This is a genomic window from Paraburkholderia sp. BL18I3N2 (assembly GCF_003001875.1).
In the GTDB taxonomy this organism is placed as follows: Bacteria; Pseudomonadota; Gammaproteobacteria; order Burkholderiales; family Burkholderiaceae; genus Paraburkholderia; species Paraburkholderia phytofirmans.
The window spans coordinates 1-23,233 of the sequence record NZ_PVNC01000042.1; the positions used below are offsets into that span (position 1 = coordinate 1).

Genomic DNA, 23,233 nt, shown 5'->3' on the forward strand with positions numbered 1-23,233 from the left:
ACGGTCATTAGCCACGCCGCGTTTCGACGATATGCCGTTCTAGAAGAGCGCCGCTCCTCATGCTTCTTCCGTAGTGTGGAGAAAACACCGCTTACTCTGAATGAGACGACGGAAGCCTGTGTCGCCGAGATCGGCGGTGCCTGCCTCAGGCTCTGGAAAGACGAAGAAATCGTTCAGATCGGATGGGAGGCAGGGTGTCGACGAGACTGGACCAGTGCGGAAAGGGCTCGGCTTACGGCCATTGGTCGACGGGCGGTTCTTGGTCCCGGAATCGAAATTTTTTTTCGGCTTTGCGCTGAAATGGACAACCGGCTGGCAAGCGAGCGCCGGCGGTGGATCGAGTTCGCTCGTCAGGAAAAGTACCCGCTCCGGAGTCAAAGTTTTTCTCTGGTCTACTATGGCTTCGGTGAATCAATCGGATTTGGCCAAGTGGCCGGATCGACCCAGCGCGGTTTTGATCCGATCTCTAAAGAAGAAATCGCGTACCAGCCGAGACTTGAGGAACTCACCTCTGGCCAACTCCACTTCTTTTTGCAAGGCCGACGTCATTTCTTCGATCGCGAGGACGAGTGCCTTGCCGAGCATCTGATCTATCTCTTTCGCGAGCGGTTTCGGTGGGAACCGTATCACGTCCAACTGGTCATGCTGGATTCGGTTGGTTATGCGCGCTTGGCATCCCAGGAGATCAAGGATCGCCTCGTTGAGTCTATCGGTGCGATCGAAGTGAGTCCCGGGAACTGGGCCATCAGTTCAAGCATCGTCGATGCCCTGAAGATCCTTGGTGCGCTGGATGAAGGTGCGGAAGAGTCGCGCGCAGAAATCAGGGCCGAGATCGCGGCCGCGCTTGTGGATGACGGGCGTAGTGTCGATGGCGACCGGGCACTCGCTCTGTGTGCGAAGATGTTCGACCATCCGTACGACTTCATCTACGCCGAGGAGATTGACGATCTTGATGAAGCGATGCGGCGACGTTTGTATCGCCTGGCAATTCAAGCTCCGAGTGTCAGGCGTTCGATGAACCTGAACTGGCTCGTTGAACAGCTGGCGTCTCTCGGCGATCCCATGGACGTTGCACTCCTTCAGCCGTTGACGGGCTTGCCCAGCCGGATAAATCCATTCCCGCAGGAGGAATGGGGCGCATTCGCGGCTGCGACGCGCGTCCTGGGTCGACACCACGGTGAACTTGAACCGGTTGAGGCTGCAACTGTTGAGGAGCGTTGCCTGGTCGAAATCCGGTCTCTCATCTATTTAGCCGAGTCCGGCCGGGATGCCGGCGAGGCCGCGGTGCGGCACGCCTGGCGACGGCTTGGTGAGTTGCGGCCGCAACTCGTTGTGGGATGCATCAGCGAGATACAGAGGGCGCTGCACGAGCGGCCGTATTGTCGGGACGGCGTGGAATCTTATCCGCCAATGGATCTGGTGGCTGTCTATACGGATGAATGCCTGGCCGTTGCCCGACGGTTCATTGACGACGGGGCTCTCGCGGAGTTTTATCATCAGGTTCCGGATCACGAGCGAGGCGTATCGTTTGCTTTCGACGTAGTGGGGAGATACGGCGACCGGAGTGACCTGGAGAGACTTCGCGCGCGGAGCCGAGCGCACCGTTTCGCACGTCATGCCCTAGCGGCTCTCCGGCGCCTCGATGGAGCGGAGAATCCGGGTAGGAATGTTTGATTGCTGTGACGACCTTGCTTCATTGTCGGTCGTTCTCCGGCTTGCTTTCTCGTCGTGATTGTGGAATCTACAGCACTCTGCGGGACGGTCTGAGCAACGTAACGTGTTTTCCATCCGAGCCAATAAGCGTAGCGGGCTATGCCGATTACCTTTTATATTGACGAGAGTGGCCACAGCGGCGACGCGGTGAAAAGCGGCGATGCCTACGATTTCAAGGACCAGCCGTTCTTCGTACTGGCCGCGGTCGGCGTAGAGCATGAGGTAACACTCGCAGCGAAGATTCTTGAGCTGCGCGACAAGCACAGGATTGCCGCGGGGGAAATGAAGGCCAAGTCCCTGTTGAACAAGCCAGAGTTTGTCTGTGATTTACTCGAGTGGGCATGTGGATCCGGCATGCCGGTGTTTGCGGAGCTGGTAGACAAGAAGTATTTCCTGTGCATGAACATTGTAAGCACACAGGTGGTCCCGCCATCTTCGGGGCTCGAGGACTCTATCGAGCTCAACATGTTCCGCAATCATCTAGCGGACTTTCTTTACGCGCGGGCTCCCGACGAACTGTTCGATCGCTTCGTTCGGTCTTGTCTGGAACCCGGTAGCGAGTCATTGCGTCATTCCTTTCAATCGCAAATTGACTTCGGGCGTGCTGCCGCACACCATGGGATTGCGATTGGTGAATTTCTAGCCAAGATGAGCGCCGAGTCGCTTGATGACTTTGAGACCCTGTTAGAGGGGGTTCCGGACGCGTTCATGCGCTTTCTTCCTCCGCCTGACCGAAACAAGCGGGGGAAGCTCGTGTGGATGCTTCCGAACCTCACTTCGTTCACGCACATCTACGCGCGGATCAACAGATACCGGCAAGGCCGGGTCGGGGATGTGCGTATTGTTCACGACGTACAGCTTGAGATCGAGGACATTCTCCGAGAAGGGAAGCGTCTTTCCGAGGAACTCCGCAAACTTGGCGAATTACCGATCACACCGCACGCAGACTTTCGATTCGAAGAAGTAGGAAGCCTTGAGTTCGGAGCGTCGCACGAGTCTTCCGGTATCCAGACCGCAGACGTTCTGGCAGGAGCGGTGATGCGTTTTTTTCGGGCGCATCAAAAGGGCGACGAAGCACAGGCTACCGCTCTGGCTCGTGGTGTCGCGGCATTGTTGCTTGCGACGGATGCGGATACAGGCAGAGGTCTCAATCAGGTCGTCCCGACGCGCAATGTACTGCACGTTACGCGAGCCGAATCGAGCGACGAAGAATGATTCGCGGAACGGATTCGAGAGACTGTTCGGTGGCACGTGCATCGAAGGGTGTCGACGCTTGACCAGCTACAGCCGCCGTGACTGGAATGCTAATGTTTTAGCGTTATCTGAGAGTGTTCGCGCTTTCCCGCGAACATGCGCTGCATCGCTTCGGTACGCTCGACGTTGGGCCATGTGTCCACCGACAGCGCTCGCATGACCGTCTGCATATGCCGCTCCTGATCGACTTTGAAGGTGGTTTCGTCTGGATCATTGGCGTGCTTGGTTGGAGTTCGGCGCCAGCCTCGGAAAAGAGCAATTCCTGAGTGTGATGGGACTATAGCTGGAGGAGCGGGGATGGATTGGCTTCAGGAACCACAAGCGTGAGTTGCTCGCAAGACCGGCTAAGAGCCACGTACAGAAGGCATCGGTTTTTCTGATTAGGAGCGAGACTGCTGGCATCGCACGGGATCAAAATTGCTCGATCGCATTCAAGCCCTTTGGACTTGTGAATCGTGCTGATCGACTGAGATGGTACCCGGTCGTTTTCCTTGTCGCGCTGATACGAAAGTTCGGAAAGCACGGCGCTGATGTCAAGGTGTGCCCGGATTCGTCGTGCTTGCGCAAACTCCTTACGTAGATTGACTCGAGCGTCGCTGAAGTTCTGGCTCGTATCCATCAGGTGATGGATGCGATCGATTGCTTCTCCGACGCCGATATGACCAGGCTCCTGCAAGATTAACCGTGCGATCGACTGAATCTCAGCCGGTTTGCCGCGGCACGGCCTGGCGCAATTGGTCTCCAGTTCCTGAGTAAGGCGATTGCCAAAGGCTGTCGGCGAGAAGCCTTTTCCGACAGCCTCGAGGAAGGTACACATTGCCCTGCCGAGAGCGACCGGATCGCCGGACCGGATGCGGCAGGCAGCAAGGAGATTGCCTAAGGCATTCCTTGTATATCCCTCCCAGATCGGGATGCGAGCGCCCCAGAATGCGTTGAGACTGAAGACAGTTTGATTGTGAGCGGTCAACACCAGCAGGTTCGGACTGTCCCGGACCACGATGTCGAGCGGACGACGTTCCGCTGGACTTAGCTGGAAGCCGCCAAAGCGCGGTGCGCGATTGTCAGCTCGCAATAGGCGTAGACCTCTGGGTAACCTGTTCCGCAGATCGACGCTGCCGCCGGCGCGTAGATGCTCCCGCTGTTCGAGCACCCAGGCGCCCAGTTCAGGACAGCCGTTAGCCCAGCGGTGTGCTGTGTCCAGTCGCTCGAAGACGTTGGAGCTTGCCACGAGCTCGCGCCATTGCAGCTCATGTGCTTCGCGTTCCCGTCCCGTACTGAAAATCGTCTGCATGGGGTCGCCAAAGAAGCGCACTTTCGCGCCTGCCTGCGCAAGCAAGGTGACGATCGTGTGCTGATCGCTGCTGGCATCCTGATGCTCGTCACAGATGATGATGGGGTGTCGCTCTGCGACCGCGCCGGCGATACCCGGTGAACGGACGATCAGGCGCCGTACTCTTTTGGCCAGGTCGGCGTAACATTCCTGCCCACGATCGATTGACCACGCGTGAATATCAGCCGGTAGGTCAAGGGCCCGGTGGTAGATCTGGGCGATCGTTGCCACGAGTGAGTCGATGGTCCCGATTCTCAGCCGTCCCGCCAGGTCGGTCGTTCTCGATGAGAAGACGTCACAAGCGGAATGTGTATGCGCCAATATCAGTACCCGCTGGCCTTTACCTAGGGCAGTTGCCGCATCCCGGGCATAGCTGGCGGCCTGATGTGTCTTGCCTGTTCCTGCAGGCGCCTCAACGACGACACGCTGTACCTCCGAGCGTAGCGCTTCAGCGACAGAGGCGTCGCTCACTGAGCTTGCCTCGGGGCGGCGGCCGGAACCGGATCGGCCTGTGTGCGGATAACCGCGTCGACGAACGGGCGCAGCAAGGCGTTCAGTTGTGTGTCCCAGACACCCGAGCGGTAAACCTTTTCGGCCAGCTCTCGACCGCCTTCAACGCTCTTGAACCACGCTGTCGCATGTCCCTTGAAGGGATTGCGCTGCGCGGCCGGCGCGTCGCGCAGTACATCGGGTACCTTACCGGTTGCCGCTTCCACGATCCAGGGGATTAGGGGGTGAGCCGGGTGGTCGATGTTCTCGCCGCGGTGCGCTAACGCGAGCGCGCTCAGCGCCTCGAACGATGCGTCGGCTGTGTCCAGCCTATCGGCAAGCGTCCGCAAACGCAGTCCGGTTTTTTCGCCTTCTGGATCAGCAATAAGCATTTGAACCTGGTCGGCTGCGAACAGTGGGATCACATTCTCTTCCATGTTGCCAGCGTTCCACTGGAACAGAAGCGCGCCGACGCGGTCTGCCACGGCACGCCATCGACCCGCGTGTCTGTTTTCGTTGTCGACAAAACCGGCAAACTTCACGCCGCCGGCCGAGAGCGCTTCCAGCAGCATCAGGGTGTCGTCATTGCCGCCGCCGTCTGCAATATGCACGCCGCGGTCCTTCCATCCGAGTAGTTCGCGATCGAAAATCTCTCGCAGGAACCCAACCTCGGTTGCGCCTTCAGCGACGAGTGTCAGCCGCGCCAAAAACGCCTCCGGATCTCGGGCCAGGTGGCGGGACACTTTCTCTCGGGCAAGTGCGCCAACCCTTGCACCGGTGTCGACATACCAGATTGACGCGTCAGTTGCCGTGGTGACGACAGAGGCGCTGTGCGTGGTGACGAAAGTCTGGCCATGTGCGCCCGCAATATGGCGAACGAGCTGACGCTGGCGATAGGGCTCAAGCCCGCGCTCGAGTTCGTCCACGAGGGTGATCGGGTGGCCATCCTGCAGGGAATCTGCGATGGCCAACGCAGCCAAACGACGGGTGCCGGAACCCCAGGTTGCAAGGGGCAACACGACGTCGTTTTTAACAGCGGTCAGGCCAATGAGTGCATTAATAGATTGACCTGCGCCGCCCGTGAAAGCCAGTCCGAGACGGTTGGGAAGTTGGCGCTCAACGAAGTTCTGATCGAGCTGCTGTAAGCGAGTACGCGGCTCGTCTTCGAGATGCTGATCAACGGAGTTAGCAGCAAATTCCCGCCCAAGCCGGGCGCGCAAACCACGGTCATTGATCAGCCTGTCGAGACCGGATCCAACAATCAGCCGCAGGTCGCGATCGCTTTGGTCATCGCCGAGCAATCGCACGAGTCCGATTTGGCGGCGCAATGCAACGGAGAATACCGTGACGCTCTCGTCGGGCTGCACGATTTCGTACACGAGTTCCAGATCGCCGGTGCCACGAACGCGAACCTTGTAGACCGCAGGCCTAGCGGGCCGAGGAGCATGTGCTGGCGCCGCATTGTCCGGCTCTGCCGCGAACGCAAGTACAGCGTCCTGACCATCCCATTCCCATGGCCATGCCATGTTGCCTTGGCGATTCACATGTCCCGGAAGGCTCATGACCGCTTCGATGAGAAATTCGTCTTCGACAAGACGGCCAAGGTAGTCCGAGTCCGAGAGTGTGTAGCTCGTAGTCGGACTGAGGAGAAGACCGATCGCCTCGAGGATCGTCGACTTGCCGACGTTGCCTCCCCCTAGCAACAGGTTCAGACCCGGTTGGGGGTGCCAGGTTAGTTCCCGAATTCCGCGGAAACGTTCGATGTGAAGACGCTTGATCTCTGCTGCCATTCGAATCCCCGATTCGGCGTTTCTGCGCCATTCAACCAGGCTATAGTATCGGGGAAAAGGACGTGGCGTGGGCACCTTGCCTGGGCTAGAGCCGTGCCCGGATTCGCGAGTTTCCAGTTGGTTTAGGCTGCCCGGTGTCGTCTGGATATCGTGTGGATCAGGAGTGGCAGACAAGATGAGGACCTCCGCTACCGTTTAAGCGCATCTAATGGAGCGAAGTGCGGCGGCGTCCGGACAATGCCTATGCGATACGCATATTTGATATGGCTGGCGGTCTCTGGGTGGAAGTGCAACGTCCTGCTTTGGAGTTCGCGTACCGAATGACCATCAATCGACTCCGCTCGTTCCCCGTGCTTAGGATTGCGCGGCGACCAACATCACCGCAGGCCTTGAGAAGTTTCTTCGTTTCGCAAGCAAAGGGCTATGCACATCTGGCACGGCGAGCTTGCGGAAAGCAGTGATGTGCATGCCTCTTGTCGCGATGCACCAGGCGGTGCACCAGCGGACCTGCCGATACAATGATACGGTTCGAAGCCGATAGCGGAGTCAATTGTTTTTCATCTAATATCAATATGACGCTGACTGATTTTATTGCCGTTGTGTCTGTTCCCCTCAGTCTTTTGGCCGGTGGTGCTGGTATATTCGTTGGAATTGGTCTCTCTAACAAGGAGGAGCGGCTAAAAACTATTAAAGGATTGCAAGCGAAGGATTTCGGTCAGAAAAAAATACAGTTCGCGATAAACACATGGTCTAATATCTTTGAGAGCTTCTTCGGCTCGCGCTACTTATCGCGTAGACAGCTATTGTCCATTCCTGTCTATACGGTCGTTATGTCGATCGTGTTTTTTGCAACGTGGATCGCATGGATTTACTTGTTGCAGAATCCGGAGCATAAGCTGGGTCCGCTGCCCATTGCAGTTAGTCTGGCACTTTCGGATTTCTATGGGCAAGGGATACTGGCATGCATAGTCACGGATGTGATCGCAATTCAGTTAACGAAATTTTCACTTCGACGACTTAATGAAAGTGGACTTTTCTCCGCGGGATTTGTGATTTCATACCTTATTAATCTGGTGGTATGTTTTTTCATCTTTACCGTTATTGTTTTTATGTTCAGGGTTGAGGATATGGTGAGGCTCTATATACAAGCGGCGCCACACGATCCAATGCCCGTGGTGCCATATACCCCGTTTGACTATATTGGATCATCGATTGATTTGTTTCATCTAGAGACGACTATATATGCGACATCGCGTGGCTGGTTTTCGATGTACTTTATGCCGCAATCAGTTATTCTGTATTGTGCAATCGCAACGCAAAGCACGCTCTTGTTCATGATCGTTGCTAGCGGACTGTTCCAGGCAGCCCAGCTCTCCAAGACATTCCTCCTCTCGGTGGTAAGAGGTATGGGGACGCCACGCACCAATGCCAATGGAGTTGTCGTTTTCTTCGTGGCTTCCCTGTTCGCGATAAGCATATGCTTTATGGTTATTGTTTGGTTAGTGAAAGAGATTCTCTAGGTTCGATCGGCATCGCGACGAGTTTTGCTAGGTCTCGGTCCAGACTGTTAATCGTCGTTCGATGTAACGGGGCAGCCCGAGCTTGCAGGCCGGTTGTTCCCACATTGCCGTGTGCTAGGATTTCTTCAGTAATTCGTCGATGCAACGCAAGCCACCGCTGGATAAGCCGGGCTAAAACCGGGGATATCGTTGGGCACAATAACAGAATGGTTCTACACCGCTCCTTTAGAGGATTTCGCGGTGCGACGCGGCGATCCGCTCGGGATGCGTCACGTCGCTGAGGGTATTGCCGAGTTGCTGGCGCCGGGGTTGTCGAATCGCACCATGGACGCGCGCTGGCTGTCGATCATGTGCTGGGCGCTGGAGCACGCGCACCCGGCGTGGCGCAAGTTCGGTGCTGACGCCGACGATGGCACGGTCGCATCGCGCGACGCGGCGAGAAGTCTCTACACGTGGATTCGCCCGCTAGAGCTGCTATGGATTGCGCGCACGTTCAAGGCGGCCCCCGACCTGGCGGCCGAGCGTCGGCAACTGCCGGGCGTGCAGGCCGTCCGGCGATGGGTCGAAGGCGGCGCTACGGAGGTGCGCTTTAGCATGCTCCCCGACTCGTACGCACGCTACCGTTTTACCGGCGTGTACGGCGCGTATCGAGTGGCGCTGCGCTCGCTTCCGGGGCTTACGATGGGAGCGGATGGCTGGCGGCTCGACAGCCACGGCAAGGCGCTCGCGGAGATCGTGCATGGCAGTGTTCGGATGAAGCCGGTGCAGAGCATCGGCAGCAGGCGTCGTTCGCAGCCGGAAGAACATTGGCTCGAACGGTTTGAGTGGCATCGCGGCCGTGGTATGCCTACGTGTCTGCCGACGGTGTTGACCGATCCGCGGCGTCTTCCTGAGGACGAGTCTAGGGTACTGGCACAGTCGCTGTTTTCATCGGCGGCCGGCGATGAAGACGGCCGGCGACGCCGGAGAGTACTTGAGGCCGCCGCGACTTCCTCGGCGACAACGCGGCCCGCACTCTACGCTGACATCGCACGCCGCCTTGCTGGCGAACCCTCGACCGAACGCCTCCAATACTGGTCCGCATTCTCCGAGCTTGCTGACGCGGGAATTGGTGCGATGAATGCGTGCTGGAGTGTGGCTGGAAAGCGCGATGCGAGCGGCGGTGGAACGGGCACGACATCAATTGATGACGTACTCACTCACCGTGACGTGGTTCATGCGTTGGACGAACTCGGGCGCGCCGCAAAACGCTGGAAGAAAGAAGGGACCTCGGCCAACTCGTTCTCCGTTGTCGATGTGTTGGCGGGCGGTATCGTCGCAGCCGGCACCGATCGCAGGCGCAGGTTGGAGGCGCTTGAACGGCATCATGCGACCTATGGCGGTGGCCTTCGCTGGCTCACGTTCAGCGGAAACGAATTGAAGCTGCTTGCGCCGTCGCGTGGCGGCGAGGCGAGCAACTATCGCGTGAGGATCGAAGCACTGAGCCGTCTGGGCGTGCAGTGCGGCGTCATCAAGCGCATTCCGGACGCACTGCTTGCGGATGCGTTCGACCTGGACGGAGCGATGTAATGGCGACGTCCAGTACGAAACGGAAGCTTCTGGCGCAACAATGGAAACCGCTTACCGGGATCGGTCGAAGCGACACTGGCCGACTGCTCGGCGCGTTGCTCACTACCTACGATCCACCGGATCCGTCCGTATTGATCGAGCATTATCTGTCGCATTGGCTCGGCCTTGAAAACAGCTACGTCAGCGAGACAGACGACCGGCTACGCTACGTCGCCGAGCTTGAGGCGGCACTGCGAGGTATCAAAGGGCGCATTGCAATCGTGTCGTCGGGCGGCAACTCGCCTGCCTGTGCCGAAGGCTGGATCTGGAATTACATCGCGCGCTTTCAGGTGGGTGCGACTGGCGCAGCGGCCCAGCACGCGAAGCTCTGGATGTTCCACTACGAAGCGACCGAAGCGGGCGCGCCGCAGACGCTCGAAATCGTCATCTCGTCTGCGAATCTCACGCGACCTGGATTGAGTAACCAGATCCAGAGCGGATGGCGCTGCGTTGTGCCGTTGGCCTCCACCGGATCGAATGCGCGGGAGAAGGGATGGAGTTGCCTGCCGAACTTTCTCGCTGAACTCGGCCGGGCATCAGGCGTGGATAGTGCACGGATCGCTGATTGGCGTGAGCTGCTGCGCCGGGCGGCGTGTCCGGAGGGCGTCGAGTTTGTCGCAAGCGTAGCGGGCAAGCATTCCCCTGCGACGCTGCGCACGCGGGACAGCGCGTGGGGCATTTCGGGACTTGCGAATCTCTGGTCGGGCAAGCAGCCGCGACAATTGACGGTGCTAACGCCAACGTTCGGAAGTTGGGACTGCGGCGCATTCGAGCAATGGTGCGAGACGGCAGCCGTAGAACCACATGATGTCACTTCGGCATGGATCGGGTGCGAGCATCCTTGGGCCGACAACTGGCAACTGGATCCCTCCAGCGAGCGTGCGCTCACGGACGCTGGAATGCAATGGCGTGAGATCGCCGCGCCCGATGGCGTCAAGCAGAGTCCGCTAGGCGCCGAACATAAACAGGAGGACCGGCGCTGGAGTCACGCGAAGCTCTATGAGCTTCGCGAGGGCAATCAGCGTCGCCTGCTCGTGACGTCGGCAAATTTCAGCGAGTCGGCCTGGGGCCGGTGGAATCAGGACGGTAAGCTCGAGATCGGCAACTTCGAACTCGGCGTCGCGTTTCCGGTACGCGATGCCTTTGGCGGCCGGCTGGGGCAAGGCGAATTTGTGCGGCATACCTGCGAGGTCGATTACAGTCGCGACGCTGAGCAGCAGATCGGCTGGCTCACGGCAGATTGGAACGGGAAGACGCTTCAGATCGGATGCCGCGCGCAATGGCCGCTCGTGGCCCGGATTGACGTCACGGTAGCGCGTGCAAAAAGTATCCGTCGTCACAGGGTTGAGTGGTCGAACGGCGTACCGTCCCGGGCTGCGCTTGAGTGGCTTGAGGCCAAAGAAGATACCCCTGTCGCGGTGACGGTGACAACCACGAAAGGCGAATCGAGTACAACCCCGATTCACGACACCCGCACGAGCGACGATGGCCGCCTGCTTTGTCCTGACTATGACGAAGCGAAGCTGCGTGAAGCGGCTGACATTCTGCTCGAAGAAAAATACGGCTACGCACGCGCACCGGACGAAGGCGATCGCAAGGGCTCCGGCAACGGCAACGGCAAGCGTAAAAGCGCTGCCGGAGGCGACTATGCGGTGGACGCTTACGTCGATGCGCGCCGGCGCTTTCGCTGCATCGACAACTGGTGGAACCATCTTCAGTCCGCCGACGAGAACTTGCGCAAGCAGATCGTCAGCGACGGCAGACAGCTCTACGAGCGCTGGAACAGGGCGGGCGAGTCAGCTCCGAACCTCGGCGAACGGGTCGCCGCACGTATTGCGGCCGACGAGCTTCAATTGAGAATCAGGCAGAATAAATGAGTCTGGATATCAATGCACGTAGTTGGCAATTTCTCGACCGCAGGAAAGCGAAGCGCTATATCGAGTGCCACGACAGGCACCGAGCCCTGAATCCGGGATGGAAACAGCTCAAGCTGCCGACGACCAAGCGCCAGTTCACCACCGCAAAAGCGATTCTCGACCGGATGAATGGCGGTACCGAGGGCATTCTGCTTGCCGATGATGCCGGTCTTGGCAAGACGACTGTCGCTACGCTGTGCGCACTGGTTTTCGCCGGAAACGGCAAGAGTGTGCGCATTCTCGCGCCGAACGAAGTGATGGCGCGCCGCTGGCGCCAGGAGCTGGAGTTGCATATCGACGCCGTTGCCGAGCATGCACGCGCCCTGAAACTGGATACGGCAAAAAGCCGCCTGCGGAGCCACATCGCGCGGCTGACTGACGGCACGATCGCTGTGTCGACGCATCACAAGGCAGAGAGGCTGGTGTGCGATCTGCTGATCGTCGATGAAGCGCACAGGGCGCGCTCGGAACATGCCAGACTCGGCCAGGCTATCGGCGACGCAAGAAACCAGATCGGCCGGCTGCTCGTCATTACCGCGACACCCTTTAGCATCGATCCGAACGACCTAGCGACACTGCTCAAGCGCATTGGTGGTGATGATGCGGTGAAACCGATGCGGGATTACGCGGAGCTACTCACGAAGCTGTGGCGAGGACGCCATGCAAGCACGCCGCGCGAGTTGGCGGTCGAGCTTGGCGAGGCGGCGCGCCTCGCGGTGAAGGAGATGAAGCCATTCGTGATCCGGCATGGGATCAAGGATCTGGCAGCCGGTGAGCGGAAAACGTTCGGTGAAATCCCGGATCTCGAGGACGTCGAGGCGACCACACTGCTCGAGGCCTCCGAAGAACTTCTGGAGGTGATGCTGCGGGCCGACCGTGCGCTCGAACTGGGGCAACGTTGCAAGGCGTGGCCGCACGTACGGCGCAATGACCCGCGCTATCACGTTTCGACGGGTAAGCTCGCGGAAGATCTCGAGGTACTGACGCACAAAGTCGCCGGCCGCGGCGGCGATGCCGAGGCGTTCGCGGCGCACCATCATGGACGCCGCGCGCAAGCGGCGCTACGCACCATCGACACGCATCCAAAGATCGCGGACACCGTACGAATGGCGAAGTCGCTCGTCGCTCAGGGCGAAAAGGTCTTGATCTTCTGCCGCCATCATCTGCCGGCAGCGGAGTTGACTGCGGCACTCGCGGATGCGATCCGTTGGCCAGAACGAGCTGCTGGTCATGCAGAGGTCCAGGAGGTCTGGCGCACCGCTTGGGATTGGGTTTTCGAGCAGGAATCGGAAGCCGTCAAAGGACGCTCAGCCGAAACTCGCCTCGACAATTTTATTGAATGGTTGTGTTCGGATGGTGTGCGTGCCCAAGTCGGTCACTGGCTAGGCGAGACCGCAGCGTCGGCACTCGTTTCGAAGCGATCACTCATTACCGGACTCGCGCGCGACAAGAACGCTGGATACCGGATCGCCGCGCAGGCAAAGCAGTTGTACCGCCAACTGATCGACCGGGAGTCGGCCTCGACGCGCTCAATCTTGTTGCGAAGCGATCCACGGAGGCTGCCGGGTGCGACGCTGGCGCGGGTGGCTGCTGTCTGCGATCCAGGCGACAGCGCGTTTGGGCAATCCCATCCGGAAGTGTTCTTTACGAACGCGCCTGATACGGTGGTGGCCGTGTTCAACAGTCCGTTCGGGCCGGACGTTCTGGTCAGCACCGATACCTTGAGCGAAGGCGTCGACTTGCACCGGTTTTGCCGCCACCTGATTCACCACGAACTGGATCCGAGCCCCGTCCGGACGGTGCAGCGAAACGGCCGCCTGCGTCGGGTCGATTCGTGGGCGTCCAAAGTCGAGAAGCCGATTCGCGTTCTTTATCCGGCCTTGATGGGGACGCGAGACGAGAAAGCTGTCGCGATCATGCGACAACGGATTTCGCAGTTCGATCTGCTTATGGGCGGCGTGCGCGAGGAAGTCGATGTGGAGGAGGCCAATGACGATCTGACGGGGTTAGCGGAGATTCTCGAGCACGCGGGTGACAAGATGCGCGGGTTGAACCTGTTGCCTTGAGGAGAGTGCCGGTGCTGGGAGTGAAGTATTGGCGTCGCCACGTGCTACCGGTTGCGTCGACCGGCGGCATTCAGGACGGACAGTTGTGTAGACGGTAGCGAGTCCTCGACGGACTCGAGGGATCGCAATAACAGGTATGGAGCCGCGTAGCGTTTTTTTCTGATCTAAAGTCTTCGCCTTGGGGGTCGATATTCAATAGGGGAACCACGAGGGACGCCCCGGTGAATGTGACCAATGCCATTCCACAACGACAGTAGCGACCATGCCTGCAATCGATCCGGTGCTTTTGAGCGAAATAAAAAAGGGAAATCTCTACGCGCTTCTCGAAGTGTGTACCGACGAAGACCTCGAACCGCTTGTCGACCTGTTGAAGGGACCATGGAGTAGCTCGCTCACATCGGATGCCCAATACAAGCGATTCCCTTCTCACCCATCAAGGTATAGCGTCGCGATCGGCGATGAAATTCGCGCCTTCGGTGGCAACACAGTGAAAAATCAGTTGCGCGGCGGAGGGCCGGAATACGGAGAGGTTGTGGTCGATGTGTGCAAGCGGCTCGGTGTCCCGTACAAGGACAACTCGATCGTCGAAAACGAGAACGCGCTCCTCCGCCTGCTCTTCGCCCAGGACTGGAACACGCTCGATGCAGTCGGCCGCAAGCACGCGATCGCGCACGCGCGCACCGTGGCGGCCAGTGAAGCGACGAAAGTTAAAAACGTCGTCAACGAGAATGTCAAAAAGAGCCTTACCCGCAGCATATTGGCGTTTAATCCATTGACCGCAGTCGCTGCTCTGGGCTCGATTGCCGTCACGGAGCCGGCTTACCGCATTACGGCGCCGTGCGTTCTCCATGTAGCGTACCTACGTCGCAAGACGCTTGACACGATCATCGAGCCGACGTCGGATTGCAGCACCTCGATCGTCGCATTACGCGACGTCGAACGCTCCGCGGCGCTCACGATTGAAGAGGAGGGCGGCGGAGCACTCGTTTCCCTGACGCGTATTTCGCACCCCGACGTCGAACACTGGCATGAGGCAGGATCGGCGGACGAGGGCATCAGCCGGCTGAGTCCCTTATTTCAGATAGTGCCGAACCTGGTCACCGCCCAGCATGTCGCATCGACGAAATACATGGAGGTCGTCATCAATGGGCCGCTACTCAAGGCAAAAAACGGCGTCGAAGGGTATCGCCTCACCACGAATATCGGCGGGAAGTTGAGCAACGGCACCTTGCTGGATCCGTCGACGCTATCGAACATCATCAATGCGGGTGCACTCTTGCAGGTCGCGTCGTTCGCGTTGGGGCAGAAGCATCTTGCGGACATCAAGCGCGAACTGAACGAGATCAAGATCTCCGTAAAGCGCATCGAGGAGTTCCAGCAGAACGAGCGCTTGAGCAAATTGACTGGCATGCTGGACTACCTGGAGCAGATTGCACCGGCGATCATGAAAGGTGAGGGCACGGCGCACGATCTCGCGCAACTCGAAGGCCACGAGCCAACGCTTCTGTCGATTCGCAACCATCTTTTCACCGACCTCGAAACGCAAACGGCAGCCATTCTCGATGTGAAAGATCCCGATACTTTTGGGTCGGAAGGGGCTGCCAAGGCAATCGCCGATCATCACAAACGCCTTGCCATGCACTTTGAACAAGCGCTTCTCTGCCTTCGCGTACGAGCCGCGAATCTGCAGTTGGCGTCATGTGCAGGTCTGAACGAGCATAAGAGGCAAGCCCGGATTGACGACATCAGGAGGTCGCTTGACGAACTTCGGCAAGAGGGACCTTACCTCGTTAAAGCCGACGTCATGATGCGCAAGAAGATTCAGACGTTGTCGGCCTTGACGAGTTCGAGCGAGACGCTAACGCGGCGCAAATTCGAACTCCTGCAATTGCCTTCGGAACTCGCTGCCAGCGTGAAGTCTTCGAGGGCGGCAATCGAGCAGGATCTCGAATCGGCGGACGATCTGTTCAAGCGCCAAGAGAAGCCGACACGAGTGCTGCTCAAGCTGGATGCCGAGCGCGTCATAGGCATACATGTCGTATAACAGCGCGTGTTTTCCGGATCTGTTGTTTTGGTTCGATGTTGATGGCGAGTGGTGGTGCGCACTTTCCCTGACGGATGTAAAACCCTCGAACGCGTAGGCGGTTTTGGCCGCCAGATTGAGGAGCTGAATTTTCCGGAGCATGAGCTTCCGGATGCCTACACCGTCTACCACTCGGTTCACTGGACGCGAGTCAGGAGGGCTCGTCAGCGGTGGGCGAACTGGAGCGCAACTGCCTAAAATGGTGAAAGGGCGGCTGCAGGGGAGCTCGCAGGTCACCATGGTGAGGGAGGGCCAGAGGTCGCCACCCTCGTCGAGAGAAATAGATTCGCGGTTGGGTGAGTGCCGTGCACACGGTCTTAGTCCTCGTCTCCGATCGGAGGAGGCACGGCCGGGCCGCCTCGCCAAGCGGAACTACGAGATACCGGCGATCGCCCCTCTGGGCGCGCCCACCTTCCCCGGCAGCGGCATCAACAACAACTTGGCCGGCATGGCGAAGAAGCTCGGCATCACGGTTTGGTGGGTGGCGCTCAGGTGCAGCCGCCCCTAGTCAGTCACGGGCAGGAAAGCTGGCATCATTCGCTGATAGCCATGCCATTTACCGACAATAGAATGAGCCACGTGGTCAAATGAATAGTTTGGACGATATCCGGAAAGAATACGAGGAGCTTGCAAGCCTACCAGCCGATGCTGATGGAAACGCGAAACGGCGGCGGGGATTTGCTTTCGAGCGCCTATTGAACAAACTCTTTTTGCTCGACGACCTTGAGCCACGCACCGGCTATCGGCCAGCGGGCGAGCAGATAGACGGCTCCATATACCTCGACGGCAAGATCTATCTTCTCGAAGCCAAATGGCACGCCGAGCCCCTGCCGGCGTCAACGCTCTACCAGTTCAAGGGCAAGGTCGATGGAAAGCTTGCCGGCACGATCGGTGTTTTCGTCTCTATGTCCGGCTATGCGGAAGATGCAGTCGACGCGCTAATCCTCGGCAAGGCGCTAAACATCATCCTTCTCGATCAACGAGACATGGATGCCGCTATTATCCGCGGCAGCGGCCTCAAGAGCGTGCTGAAACTCAAGTTGCGCAAGGCAGCGGAAGAAGGCGCGATCTATTTCCCTACAGAAGGCGAGCTCGTCACCGCCGAGAAAACTCGCACCGTCGAAATCGATTTGCTGCGGTTCGATCAGACGACCGGGGGCGTGGTCGCTACTCAGCCAGTCGAACCGACCACGGCCGACCTCCTCATCGTATGTGAGGGCGATTCGGACCGAGTTGTGATCGCTACGCTGGCCGAGCGCATCCTCTCTGCAGCGGGTTCTCATCGGTCCATCAAGATCCTGACCGCCATGGGCAAGGTCACTATCCCACGCGTAGCCAATGCCATGTGGAACACCTTCCACTCGGAATCCAAGGTCCTAATCGTCGTTGATGGCGACAACGACCCGGTGGGTACGGCCGCCATGCTCGGCAACGGTCTCGAATTTGGCGATTGGGTTGCAGCAATCCCGAACCCATCGATCGAAACCTGGCTCGACCTCGACCTGGAGACGCTGCGCCGCCGTGGCAAATCCCGGATCGAGCTTTCTCGGACGGCCGCCGAAGCGCTCGACATCGATGCACTTCGCCAGTGTGACGATCAATTCGCGCAGTTCTATGCCGCAATCCTAGGGGCCTGATCTTTTCGTCGCTCTTCGCGGAAAGGAGCCCATCCAGAGTCGGAGCAGATCTGCTGGTACGCTTACGGTGCTCTCGCAATCAGTGGGCGTGCCGACAGGTAAATCTCTACAGGATGCGCTGTCGGGTACCTGCACACCAAGGATCGGCGCCAAAGTTTAGGTTTTTGGGTTTTTCCGTAATGCACATTGACTTCGCCGAGGAGACGGCCACGATGTCTGCGAAGGGTACTGCCGAGCACCTCAACCGAGAACGGTTGTACGAAGAAATCTGGACTGTGCCAATGAAGCACGTTGGAACAAAGTACGGCCTCACAGGCACAGAAGTCCGGCGTCTGTGCGACAAACTGCAGATTCCAGTTCCGGCACAGGGTCATTGGACTCGCGTCCAGATGGGGCTTCCGATTCAGCGGCAGCCATTGCAGCCCCTGAAGCAGTCACAAATGACAAATGACATGCGTCGTAGACGTGCCTCCCAATCATCAGGAGTGCCGCAGTCGCAAGAGTTAGAAACGTCTGTAGCGCCGGCAGATGTGGCGGCGGATAAGATCTCGAAGGCGCCGACACACTGGCATGCAGCCCTGAACGCTTTTCGTGGCCGCATAAAGAAGGCCGTGGCAAATGCGGACACTCTTAAACGTAAATACGAGTGGGAACAAGCTCATCCGGGTAAGAGGCATCCGTCACACTTGGATTCATACGGGAGCTGGGAATCTTTCTGCGATGCAGGGAAGCTGCTTGCCGCTACGCACCGAAGATCAGTGGCACGCCTCTCTCTCGGCAGTTACGAACGAGGTCTCGCCTTTCTCAATGCTATCTGCGTGCGAGCTAAGGCGGTCGGATATGTCGTCGATATGGGGAAAGATGATTCGCGGCTTAGATTGACCCGCGATCAAGCCTACGTTGAGATCCGAGTAGGGGAAGAGATGGACGCGGGCTTCCGGCCGAAGATGCGTGGCTGGGAAACAGCACAGGTAAAAAGGCTGATGTCGGAAGTCTGCTTCCCAAAGGTAGTCGCTTTATAGGGGCCTTAGTAAACCCGATCCAATATTTGTTTGAGTGGCCAGCGTATTCGAAGGGAATGTTCAATGTTAAATACGCTCTTCCATATTCGGACGTGGATTCACTCACAGCGGAGCAGCGAAAGCAAAGATTCGATCCTCGCGACCCCATCGAGTTTGGCCATACTCTCGAACAACTTTTAGGGGGATTGACAAAGGCAGGTTTCGCCATCGATGCATTCATGGAGGATCATGCTCAGGACGATCCACTGTCGAGATACTTAGCAACTTATTACATGTTCTCTTCTAGAAAGTCTTAGATAATTTTAAAAATATTGCCGAGGGGGCAATGAGTCTGGCGGCAGTTCGAAACGGGTTCCCTCGGAGTCGGCTCGGAGCAGTAATCGCGGCACGGACGGGATTTGCCTGGACCTTGCGGGAACGGGCTGACGGTACCGATGACGGTATCACTCGCGCAAATCGTCGTGCCATACCCGGTTTTCGGAGATATTCTATATAGCGGTTGCCTCGATTCGCCAATGAGGCCCACTAATAGCCGTTAAGTGCCGAACTGGAATGTCGGTATCGATGGCGGTATCGTCGCTAGACGACCGGGTGAAAACGCGGTTTCTACAAGGTTCCAGCCGCCTGATTGACAATAGAGTGGGAATAATTCAGACTGCTCCCAAGTCGTTCCGGGAGGTCCGGTCTTCTATGTTTTTCCTTTTAAAAACATGGGGTTATTGTCCGGTGTGGTCCGCTGTGATCCGGGCGATGCCAGACGGAAATGTCGGTATCGGTGACGGTACCCGACATTTCTTCCTCGGACGGCCTTGTCCGATACCGTCAAATCAGTCTGACGGTATCGGTTGACGGTATACGTTCGAGGAGTCCCTATGCTCACAGACATGCAGTTGCGAGCGCTAAAGCCGGCTCAGAAGATTTACAAGGTTGCCGATCAGCGTGGACTATATGCGGCAGCGACGCCGTCAGGCGCGGTGAGCCTCCGGTACGACTACCGGGTGAACGGTCGCCGGGAAACGCTGGTTATCGGCCGGTACGATCCATCACTTTCCGCGCGGAAGCCACGCAAGCCAGACGAACTCGGATTTGGAATGGCTATTAGCCTCCCGGAAGCCCGGCTTCTACGCGACCATGCGTACGGCACAATCCAACGCGGCGAAAGCCCGTCACGTGCGAAAGTCGAGAAAAGGGTCGAGGCGATCGAGGCGCTGACGTTTGGTAAGTGGGCGGAGAAATACTTTGTGGAGACCACTCTTGCCGACTCCACACGAGCAATGCGCAAATCGGTGTACGAGCGGAATCTCGCGTCGGAATTTGGCCGGCTGAAGTTGGAAGAAATCACGCCCGCACGATTGATGGCGCGCTGTGAGAAGATCAAAGAGAGGGGCGCTGCGGCCCCTGCCGTGCAGTCGCGCGACATCGTTCTGCAGGTTTACCGTTTCGTGCAGGCGCGGGGACTAAAGGTAGACAATCCTGCGGAGGCCATCCGCCCGTCTGCGATCGCCAGCTTCAAGCCGCGAGATCGGACACTGTCGCCTGCCGAAATCCATGTGTTTTTCAGTGCACTGGAACAGACGCCGACGATGCCTACGCTGCGCCTCGCTATCAGATTCATGCTGCTCACGCTGGTGCGCAAGTCCGAGTTCATTCTGGCGATGTGGGGTGAGATAGATTTCGACGCCGCAGTCTGGACAATTCCGAAGGAACGGATGAAGGCCGGTCGCCCCCACATTGTCTATCTGAGCCAACAGGCTCTGGACATTCTGGTCGCATTCAAGACGTGCTTCGGAGCGAGTTCGTACGTGCATCCTGGCCGCTATGAGACGGCCTCCCCAATAAGTATGGCGACTCTGAACCGCGTTATTGACAGCGCGGTCAAGCTGATACGCGACGGCGGGACAGATTTTGATCCTTTCACAGTACATGATCTGCGTCGGACGGCCAGCACGCTGTTGCACGAAGCAGGGTTCAACACCGACTGGATCGAGAAATGCCTCGCTCACGAACAGCGCGGCGTGCGCGCGGTCTACAACAAGGCGGAGTATGCAGAGCAGAGGAGGGCGATGCTCCAGGCGTGGGCAGATATGCTGGACGGCTGGATTGCTACGAATCCAAAGGCGAGCGTCCTAGTGCTGGCACAGACAGCCAAGACTCGTGAGTAGATCGCTTGAGCTCGAACTGTTGATTTTCACCGAGTCTTAACCCACCGTTTTCATCTAAATCTGACCCACCCCGAGACAGGGAGCTGCGGACGAAAACTTGGACTACCTGGAGGTAGTTCATGTACTCGTACGAAGACCGCATGCGAGCGGTCCGGCTTTATTTGAAGTTGGGTAAGCGCGTCGGGGCGACCATCCGACAGCTGGGTTATCCGACCAAGAATTCTCTGAAATCGTGGCATCTCGAATACGAGCGATGTCATGATTTGCGGACCGGCTATGTTCGTTCCAGGCCGGTATATTCGGCCGAACGGAAGAAGGTGGCCGTCGATCATTACTTAGGCCAGGGCCGTTGTGCTGCTGCAACCTTGAGGGCGTTGGGATATCCCAGTCGCGGGACGCTCGCCGCCTGGATCGAAGAACTGCATCCCGAAATCGGAAAACGCATTGTCGGCAGAGCAACTGGCAGCATTCCGAAATCGCCGGCGGTGAAGCAGGCGGCAGTCATCGAACTGTGCACCAGAGAGGAAAGCGCGCGCCTGCTTGCGCAGAAAGCAGGCGTGAGCAGGCCGACGCTTTACAATTGGAAGAACCAGCTACTCGGTCGTGAAGCCCCAGCATCCATGAAACGCCAGAAGAAGCCAGCGCCTGACAGTGAGCGTGCGAAACTGGAACAGCAGGTCGAATCGCTTCGACGCGACGTCCGGCAACTGCCGCTCGAGCACGACATCCTGAAGAAGGCGAACGAACTGATAAAAAAAGGAATGGGCATCGTCCCGCAACTCCTGAGCAACCGGGAGAAGACGATGCTGGTTGATGCCCTGAAAAACACCTACACGTTGTCAGAGCTTTTAGCCGTATTGGGGCTAGCTCGCAGTTCCTACTTCTATCATCGTGCGCGTCTGCTCGTGGCCGACAAGTATGCTGGCGCTCGCCGAGTCATCGCAGACATCTTTGAAGTCAATCACCGGTGTTATGGCTATCGCCGGATACGCGCTGCACTGGGCAGGCAGAAGGTCGTTATCTCGGAGAAAGTGGTGCGACGTTTGATGAGGCAGGATGGGCTGACCGCTGCCACAGCAAGACGACGTCGCTACCGCTCCTACGGCGGAGAAATAAGCCCTGCGCCGGAGAACATCATCAATCGTGACTTCCGCGCAGGAGCCCCGAACGAGAAGTGGCTCACCGACATTACCGAATTCCAGATCCCGGCCGGCAAGGTGTATCTGTCTCCGTTGATCGACTGCTTCGATGGACTGGTGGTGAGCTGGACAATCGGCACGCGACCGGATGCCGAACTTGTAAATACCATGCTTGATGAGGGCATCAAGACGGTAGCCAACAGTAATAAACGGCCTGTGGTCCACTCTGATCGCGGGGCGCACTATCGCTGGCCTGGATGGCTCGCACGCATACGTGATGCCAAACTAGTTCGCTCGATGTCACGCAAAGGATGCTCACCCGATAACGCGGCCTGCGAAGGCTTCTTCGGGCGGCTCAAAACGGAGTGGTTCCATTCCCGTGATTGGCGGACTACGACCGTCGAGCAATTCATTGAGGTACTTGACTCCTACATACGCTGGTATAACGCGAAGCGGATCAAGGTCTCGCTAGGCGCTCTCAGCCCGCTCGAATACCGGGAGAGCCTGGGAATCGCAGCATAAACCAGTCCAAGTATTTAGCCGCACCCCCACCCTACGCAGTAATCGTGGGTCAGGATTCCGTGCAAATCAACATCTCGCGTTCATCGAATCTGCGTTTGCCGTCTGCGTTGACGCCTATTACTCGCAGCGGCAGGAAATCGTCCAGGTTGTCCTGCATGAGGGTGTGCCCACTGATTTGGTTGCGGACACACATGCTGCGCTTTCGGCTTACGAGAAACTACGTGTGCGAGAAATCGCGCTTACACTTGACGCACCAGACGGCGCTCTATGTACGGGTCGCCCTGGAACAGGTACTTTCACGACTGCCCGCAGGCCGGCGATCGCCCGTACCATCTGGCCACGCCGGACCAACTTCGGGGAGCGCCAGCATGGACGATGTAGAACAGTTCAGGGACGACCTCGAAAACAGCGCGGACTGCCTGATGGGCGGCAGCCGCGACGACTTCATTGAAACGCTGGGCGAAGCGGTGTATGCGCGCGTGGGCAGTGACCAGCAGGACCGCATCATTGCCGCCTACACAATGGAGCGTGCCAAGCGTTGTCTGTTCGACAGCGGCAATACATACCGAAGTCGAATGGCAAGCAACGCCCTGAGATGGCCGCGGGACGAAGATCGTCCCGCGCGCGGTGGTGGGGACGGGGGCTGAATGTGATCTGCCCGAGGAGGAGTTTCTCGAGTTCGGTCGCTTTCCGGCCAAAGGGTCGTTCGCTACCGCCCTAGTTCGGACATCCGGACGTCAATTCATCACCGCAAGCGGCCGCGTGGCTTCCTTTGACGGTCTTGGTCAACACCTGTGTCAGGCGGCCGTCTGTAACGGTTGGACCTCGACGGTGACATGAGACAAACCCATGAAGCGCCCAAGCACCGCATGATAGAAGCGAGAGTCTCGCTGGGTTTCATCTGTTGCCACTGACACCACCGCGCTCATGTGACCGGGGCCCACCCGCCATACATGCAGGTCAACCACCTTGTCGCCGAGGT

Annotated in this window: 14 protein-coding genes and 1 pseudogene; 12 read left to right on the forward strand and 3 right to left on the reverse strand. The window is 58.2% G+C overall.

Features of this window, described 5'->3' with window-relative positions; genetic code table 11:
* Together B0G75_RS40985 and B0G75_RS39280 are read left to right on the forward strand one after the other, a co-directional pair.
* A partial coding sequence (locus B0G75_RS40985) for a hypothetical protein (RefSeq protein ID WP_181309448.1) occupies positions 1-1,674 on the forward strand: 1,674 nt, incomplete at its 5' end.
* A 138-nt stretch (positions 1,675-1,812) separates the two neighbouring features.
* Positions 1,813-2,928 carry a DUF3800 domain-containing protein gene (locus B0G75_RS39280; protein ID WP_106314901.1) on the forward strand — a complete coding sequence of 372 codons (1,116 nt, stop codon included), beginning with the start codon at positions 1,813-1,815 and terminating at the stop codon, positions 2,926-2,928.
* Positions 2,929-3,244: 316 nt separating this feature from the next.
* Here B0G75_RS39280 and B0G75_RS39285 read toward each other — a convergent pair whose 3' ends face one another.
* Both B0G75_RS39285 and B0G75_RS39290 read right to left on the reverse strand, forming a co-directional pair.
* A complete protein-coding gene (locus tag B0G75_RS39285) occupies positions 3,245-4,768 on the reverse strand; it encodes a UvrD-helicase domain-containing protein (RefSeq protein ID WP_106314902.1) in 1,524 nt (507 codons plus the stop codon).
* Positions 4,765-6,576 (reverse strand): ATP-dependent endonuclease, encoded by a 1,812-nt coding sequence (locus B0G75_RS39290; RefSeq protein WP_106314903.1) that lies wholly within the window; start codon positions 6,574-6,576, stop codon positions 4,765-4,767. The genes B0G75_RS39285 and B0G75_RS39290 overlap by 4 nt, the downstream gene beginning before the upstream one ends.
* A 572-nt stretch (positions 6,577-7,148) precedes the next feature.
* On the opposite strand from B0G75_RS39290, the gene B0G75_RS39295 reads away from it, so the two are divergent.
* The 10 genes from B0G75_RS39295 (at position 7,149) to B0G75_RS39350 (ending at position 22,898) form a co-directional block, all read left to right on the forward strand.
* Positions 7,149-8,096: a hypothetical protein gene (locus tag B0G75_RS39295; RefSeq protein ID WP_106314904.1), complete on the forward strand. Its 948-nt coding sequence runs from the start codon at positions 7,149-7,151 to the stop codon at positions 8,094-8,096.
* Positions 8,097-8,285: 189 nt separating this feature from the next.
* Positions 8,286-9,665 (forward strand): hypothetical protein, encoded by a 1,380-nt coding sequence (locus B0G75_RS39300; RefSeq protein WP_146142605.1) that lies wholly within the window; start codon positions 8,286-8,288, stop codon positions 9,663-9,665.
* Positions 9,665-11,581, forward strand: a complete 1,917-nt coding sequence (locus B0G75_RS39305; protein ID WP_106314906.1) for a hypothetical protein — start codon at positions 9,665-9,667, stop codon at positions 11,579-11,581. Before B0G75_RS39300 ends, B0G75_RS39305 begins: the two co-directional genes overlap by 1 nt.
* Before the next feature lie 164 nt (positions 11,582-11,745).
* Positions 11,746-13,686: an SNF2-related protein gene (locus B0G75_RS39310; RefSeq protein WP_374956962.1), complete on the forward strand. Its 1,941-nt coding sequence runs from the start codon at positions 11,746-11,748 to the stop codon at positions 13,684-13,686.
* A 262-nt stretch (positions 13,687-13,948) separates the two neighbouring features.
* Complete coding sequence (locus B0G75_RS39315) at positions 13,949-15,730, forward strand: hypothetical protein (RefSeq protein WP_106314908.1); 1,782 nt, start codon at positions 13,949-13,951, stop codon at positions 15,728-15,730.
* Between the two features lie 626 nt (positions 15,731-16,356).
* On the forward strand, positions 16,357-17,406 hold the full coding sequence (locus B0G75_RS39325) for a TOPRIM nucleotidyl transferase/hydrolase domain-containing protein (RefSeq protein WP_106314910.1): 1,050 nt from the start codon (positions 16,357-16,359) through the stop codon (positions 17,404-17,406).
* A 212-nt stretch (positions 17,407-17,618) separates the two neighbouring features.
* Positions 17,619-18,428 carry a hypothetical protein gene (locus B0G75_RS39330; RefSeq protein ID WP_146142606.1) on the forward strand — a complete coding sequence of 270 codons (810 nt, stop codon included), beginning with the start codon at positions 17,619-17,621 and terminating at the stop codon, positions 18,426-18,428.
* 872 nt (positions 18,429-19,300) lie between these two features.
* A complete protein-coding gene (locus B0G75_RS39340) occupies positions 19,301-20,590 on the forward strand; it encodes a site-specific integrase (protein ID WP_106314913.1) in 1,290 nt (429 codons plus the stop codon).
* 119 nt (positions 20,591-20,709) lie between these two features.
* Complete coding sequence (locus B0G75_RS39345) at positions 20,710-22,251, forward strand: IS3 family transposase (protein ID WP_106314914.1); 1,542 nt, start codon at positions 20,710-20,712, stop codon at positions 22,249-22,251.
* A 368-nt stretch (positions 22,252-22,619) separates the two neighbouring features.
* Positions 22,620-22,898 carry a hypothetical protein gene (locus tag B0G75_RS39350; RefSeq protein WP_106314915.1) on the forward strand — a complete coding sequence of 93 codons (279 nt, stop codon included), beginning with the start codon at positions 22,620-22,622 and terminating at the stop codon, positions 22,896-22,898.
* A gap of 150 nt (positions 22,899-23,048) precedes the next feature.
* Here B0G75_RS39350 and B0G75_RS41100 read toward each other — a convergent pair.
* Positions 23,049-23,233 (reverse strand): annotated as a pseudogene (locus B0G75_RS41100) (cation transporter); the annotation flags it as partial.